This is a genomic window from Spirochaetales bacterium, from assembly GCA_016930085.1.
Lineage (GTDB): Bacteria > Spirochaetota > Spirochaetia > SZUA-6 > JAFGRV01 > JAFGHO01.
In genome coordinates, this window is record JAFGHO010000031.1 from 1 (window position 1) to 5,788 (window position 5,788).

6 protein-coding genes are annotated in these 5,788 nt (G+C 53.4%); all 6 read left to right on the plus strand.

From position 1 onward, the window contains the following. Positions 1 to 179: 179 nt before the first annotated feature. On the plus strand, positions 180 to 689 hold the full coding sequence (gene flgN / locus JW881_05805) for a flagellar export chaperone FlgN (GenBank protein MBN1697006.1): 510 nt from the start codon (positions 180 to 182) through the stop codon (positions 687 to 689). A gap of 22 nt (positions 690 to 711) precedes the next feature. Beyond that, positions 712 to 2,586, plus strand: coding sequence for a flagellar hook-associated protein FlgK (gene flgK / locus JW881_05810; GenBank protein ID MBN1697007.1), 1,875 nt, complete (start codon positions 712 to 714; stop codon positions 2,584 to 2,586). Between the two features lie 6 nt (positions 2,587 to 2,592). Further along, positions 2,593 to 3,834 carry a flagellar hook-associated protein 3 gene (locus tag JW881_05815; protein MBN1697008.1) on the plus strand — a complete coding sequence of 414 codons (1,242 nt, stop codon included), beginning with the start codon at positions 2,593 to 2,595 and terminating at the stop codon, positions 3,832 to 3,834. Positions 3,835 to 3,840: 6 nt separating this feature from the next. Further along, entirely contained in the window at positions 3,841 to 4,290 is a 450-nt protein-coding gene (locus JW881_05820; protein ID MBN1697009.1) for a flagellar assembly protein FliW, read from the plus strand. Next, positions 4,284 to 4,535, plus strand: coding sequence for a carbon storage regulator CsrA (gene csrA / locus JW881_05825; GenBank protein MBN1697010.1), 252 nt, complete (start codon positions 4,284 to 4,286; stop codon positions 4,533 to 4,535). The genes JW881_05820 and csrA overlap by 7 nt, the downstream gene beginning before the upstream one ends. Before the next feature lie 226 nt (positions 4,536 to 4,761). Continuing rightward, complete coding sequence (locus tag JW881_05830; protein ID MBN1697011.1) at positions 4,762 to 5,709, plus strand: hypothetical protein; 948 nt, start codon at positions 4,762 to 4,764, stop codon at positions 5,707 to 5,709. Positions 5,710 to 5,788 lie beyond the last annotated feature (79 nt).

Consider the following 5,788-nt stretch of genomic DNA (forward strand, 5'->3'; position numbering starts at 1 on the left):
CGCCGTTTTCAACGGAAGCCGCCGTTTTCAACGGAAGCCGCCGTTTTCAACGGAAGCCGCCGTTTTCAACGGAAGCCGCCGTTTTCAGCGGGTACCCACGCGCCTTTTCATTTTTTACGGATTTATTTCATAAACAGATAACCGACTCCTACCGAAAATGAAAAGAGAGAGGGAGGCTTATGGATACGAACGGCCACAAAAAGATATGTCAGACCTATATCACGATCCTGAAAGACGAAATAGCGCTTTTCGGCGGATTTACCGCACAAATCGAGGAGTTGAAAGACGTGGTGAAAAAGCGTGATTGGGAAGAACTCGAAGAAACGATCAACCGGATGAACGAAACCGGGAAGGCGATCGGTTATATCGAGGAAAAACGAAACACGCAATTTCTGGAATTGAAAAGATCCCTCGGTCTTGGAGAAAAGGTCCGGCTCAAGGAATTACTCAAGATGTGTGAGACCGATATGGGAAGGAAAATCTCCGATTTTTCTTCGGCACTGAAATACGAGGTCATCAGGGTCCAGGCGACGGCAAAAAGCCTCGGCTATTATGTCCACGGTGTATACGACCTCATCTACCATATACTCGAGGAATTGTATCCCTATACAAAAGGGAAAATATATTCCCGGGAGGGAAAAACAAAGCAGGCGGACCAGATTCCCGTCATGATAAACAGGAAACTTTAGCGGGAAACTCAAGGAGGAACACATGCAGTCGACTTTTTCCGGCATCGAGATCGGGAAGCGGAGTCTCGTCACTCATACACAGGGAGTTTCCACGGTCGGCCACAATATCAGCAATGCCGACGTGGAGGGATATTCCCGTCAGCGGGTGGAGATGAACGCCTTTCCACCCCTCTATTTTCCCGGGCTCAACAGGGAAGAAACACCGGGCCAAATCGGCCAGGGCGTCATGATACAGCGGATCGAGAGGATAAAAGATATGATTCTTGAAAAACGGATTGTCGATGAAGCAAACAGTCTCGGTTACTGGGAATCGAGGGACCATTTTATCCTCATGCTCGAGCAGGTGTATAACGAACCCATGGAACTCTCCGTTCGCGGTTACCTCGACGAGTTCTGGAAGGCGTGGCAGGAACTCTCGCTTCATCCTGCGGAAAGAAGTTCGCGAGAGGCCGTTCTCAAGCGGGGTGAAAGCCTCATCGACCGTATTCACGACATGTACGGCCGGCTCAGGGGAATACGCGACATGCTCGAGGACGAAGTACGCGGGGCCGTCAAACAGGTGAACGATATTCTGCGGGGTATCGCGGCATTGAACGAAGAAATCGTGAAAGTCGAGGCAATGGGGGACAACCCGAACGATCTCCTCGACAGACGGGACCTTTTGGTCCAGGAATTGTCCACATACGCCGATTTGTCGATCAATACGCGCGATCCCGACGAGTACAGCGTCTACATCGGCGGTCTCCATGTCGTTCAGGGAAAACAATACGAACCCCTCGATCTGGCGCCCGATCCGTTGAACGAGGGCTATTCCCGCGTCATCTGGAAGGGGACCGACGAAGACATTTTTTTCCGGGGCGGAAAGCTCGCGTCGCTTCTCGAACTCCGTGACGCCGATGTCAGGCTGGAAATACAGAAACTCGACCTCATGACCATGAACTTCATCGATTTGGTGAATGAAATCCATTCCAGGGCGTACGGTCTCGACGGGGAAACGGGGAAAAACTTTTTCGTCGAATATCCCTTTATCGATAACCTGAAGGGCAATTACGACCGGGACGGAGACGGGACCTATGATGTCTCCTATGTTTTCAGGATCAACGGCACGAACAAACTCTCGCCGAAAGAGCAGATAGGACTCCGCGGATCGCTCACCCTGCCAGGACCGATCGATGATGTCGTCGTCGATTACTATCCGACCGATACGGTTGAAGACCTCATCAACAGAATCAATCTGTCGGGGGCGGAGGTTGTCGCGAGACTCAATATGGACGGCGTTCTCTCGCTCAAGGCGGTACCCGCATCGATGACGGGTAATCCCGATTTCGTTCTCCGCCACCTCGAAGATTCGGGACAGTTTCTCGTCGGATACGCGGGGATGCTTCCCCAACCGGGAGAAGCGGGGGCCTTCGACTGGGGCGCGCCGGATGCCGTCGATGTCCTCAGGGCCGGGACCGAATCTGCGGTGGCGCCGCTCGCGCACCCCGCGGCGTGGATTCAGGTCAATCCCGAGATCGTCCGGAATCCCGGAACGATCGCGACGTCATTCGACCTTGTCGAAGGAGACGGGGGACAGGGCGACGGAAGGGCCGCCCTGGCCATCGCGCGGCTTCGTACGGAACCGGTCATGATCGGACAGATCACGACCTTCGACAATTACTTTGCCGACGTGGTCGCCGAGATCGGTCTCAAGGGGGAACAGGCCGAGAAGGCCCTTCAGACGGAGAGTCTGATCATGAAAGAACTCAACACGATCAAGGAGTCCATCTCCGGGGTGAATATGGATGAGGAACTCGCCAATATGGTCAAGTTCCAGCACGGGTACGCCGCGGCCGCCCGTTTCGTTTCGGAAGTGGACAAAATGATCGATCTTATCATCAACAGGATGGGGGTTTAAAAGCCTATGAAACGGATAAGCACATACATGCCGAGCCGGGACATGCAGTACCATCTGCGGCTTCGTGAATGGAAAATGAACCAGCTGAACAATAGAATGGCGACACAGAGTAAGATCAACAACCTGCGTGACGATCCCATCGCTGCCTCGAGATCCGTCCGGTTCCAGTCACAGCTCGCGAGGTTGAAGCAGTACACGGAAAACGTAGAGACGATCAGGGGAAAGAACGCGTTTACGGAAGGATACCTTCGTGAGGCGGTCGACATTATTCATCGCATCAGGGAACTCGCGGTGCAGGGCGCCAACGGTATCTACACGAAACAGGACCTTGCCTATATGGGGGAGGAGGTCGACCAGCACTTGAAGGAACTGCTCCATATCGCGAACGCCCGTTACGGGGACGGGACCACACTTTTCAGTGGTTACCGGACCAATATCGATCCCTTCAGGATATCCAAAGGCCGGATGGATTCGGTGGAGCGGGTCGTCAAGGTCGATTATATCGGCAATATCGGAAGAAACCTCGGAGAAATATCGGAAGCGGCTTTCGCCGATGCGAATATTCCCGGCAATTATGTTTTCTGGGCGGAGAATCAGCATATCTACGCCAACCTCGACGCGACCTCATACCAGGTTCAGGAAGACTCGGTGATCCGGATCGACGGGGTGAATATCGAATTGAAAGCGGGGGACAACATTTCCGCCATTATCAGCAGAATCAATGAATCCGCCGCCCCGGTACTGGCTCAGCTTGACCCCGTCACCAATTCATTGTATCTTAAGACCACGGTTCCACATGAAATGTGGCTGCAGGACGCCGGTGCGGGCACCGTATTGAGAGATCTCGGCATGTTGAAGGAAGCGGGAGGAATCCCCCCGGCCAATATTTCAAACGACGCGCTTGCTTCCGGCGCTTCGGTATTCGATCTTATGATATTCGTCCGTGACAGGTTTCTTGAAGGCGATACGGAACAGATCGGCGGAGCCGTTTTGGGCAGTATCGATATTGCGATGGACAATCTGCTTACCCATGTGGCCCGCCTCGGCGCCGAAGACAGGCGCCTTGAGGTGACGGAAAACCGGCTTCATTACGAACAGCCGGTCGTGATCGAGCAGAACTCGAAAGAAGTCGACCTCGATCTTTCCGAGGCGATCACCGAACTCAAGATGCTCGAATATACGCACAAGGCGGCATTGCAGACCACGGCGAGGATCATGGAACCGACGCTTCTTGATTATTTGAGGTAACAGCAGATGAGGGTGGTGTCAAAACCATACGGCGCAATCGATGTCGATGAACGCCAGAAAATATATTTCCCCTTTGGACTCTTCGGCTTCGAGAACTTCAAGAACTACGTGCTTCTCGATGCCAAGCAGCAGCCCTTTTACTGGCTTCAATCGACCGATGTGGCGGAAATCGCTTTTCTCCTCATTAATCCGAAAATTTTCCGTACCGATTATGAACTGGATATCGAGGAGGAAGAGCTTGCCGAGATCAATATAAAAAACGACGAAGACATTCTCTGTTTCACCATCGTCACGATTCCCGAAAACCCTTCGAAAATGACCGCAAACCTCCAGGGCCCGATCATCATCAACCGTAAAACAAGGGAAGCACGCCAATCGATCATGCGAAACCAGAAATGGAAAATACGGCACAGCATTATTGATGAACTCATGAGCCTGGAGCAAAAATCATGCTGATACTCACCAGGAAGATAAATGAGACCATCATGATCGGCGACAGGATCGAAATTTCGATCGTCGACATCAAGGGGGACCAGGTCAAGGTCGGAATCCGCGCACCCCGGCACGTCAAGGTCTACCGCCAGGAAGTTTATCAGGCCATACAGAAAGAGAACATCGAAGCACTTCAGACAAAACCGGATGTCATTCCCTTGCTCGACAACCTCCTGGGAGACGCCAAAAAGAAAAACGGGAAGGAATGAAGCCCTCGTCCTCAGGCCGTCCGGTTTCACGATTCGAATTTATCAAGCCATTATAAGGGCCAATAAATACATATTGCGGATTTTTTACGGCAATCCGAAGGTTACTTCCCAATCAGGAACAAAATAAAATAACGTAGCATAATCTCATGTATTGAAAAAAAATGTTGCCGAGCAATGAATTTTTTGCATGAGCAAGTTTGCAAAAGTAAAACAGAAGGAGTGACAAATGAAAAAAAGTGATTTTTTTGGAGGAATCGTTATACTGATTCTTTTCCTCGTACCGGCAGCGAATATCACGGCACAAAGCTGGTGGTGGGGATCCACGACAACGTCATCGACCGCGAACAATACGCCTTCTCAGACAAATCCCCCCGTTTCGGGCGGGGGCGGGGCGCTCGGATGCGGTACATGCACCTGGTACGGTACCGAATATCCACTCTGCTGCACTACATCGAGCGGTTGGGGCCGGGAAAACAACATGAGTTGTATTTCCAGATCCGCATGCGAGGGAGCGGGACAGACGGTATCCGGCGGCGGCAGCGGCGGCACAGCCACGACAACCTCCACATGGGAGTGGTCGTCGACCACGACGACCACGTCGAACCAGGGCAGCACAACCACCAGTACCTCCGGAAGCGGCGGTGAAAACACAATGGGGTACTGCGGGTGCTCGATGGCGGAAAACGTCGCAAACGGGTACCGCGCGGTCGGCGGCCGGAGAATGTGGGGCGGTTACGGCACGGGAGGTATGGTCGTTCAGAACTGGACGGACCCGAATTCCGGCTCGTGGCAGTTGTTCGACCGGCAGGCGGACAAATACGGAAAGCCGGGCGCCGTCTGGGTACAGATATGCATCTTTTCACAGGGCGCAACCTATGACGAGGTGAAACGGATGATCGCCGCCGCGCGGCAGCACGCGGCGCCCGGCGCGACAATCTACATCACCGGACAGCCTCTTTACCCCGAAGGAAACGTGTGCAGTCTCGCGGGCGGGGCCGACGGCCCTCCGTCGACCGACAGACTCGCGCAGCAGGCGGGAAACGATTCGTCGCTGAACGTGATATACTCGGGAACCTTCACGCTCCGCAATTCGGAAGTCGCCGACGGCTGCCACGCGAACTCCGCGGGCGAACAGTCACTGGGAAACCGGGCGGTGGAGAAGTGGGGCAGATAGCGGATCAGGATACATAAACCGGGTCGGGCGGTACTCGATCGACATGGTATGAGCCGTGTGTTTATTTGTAGGTATACAG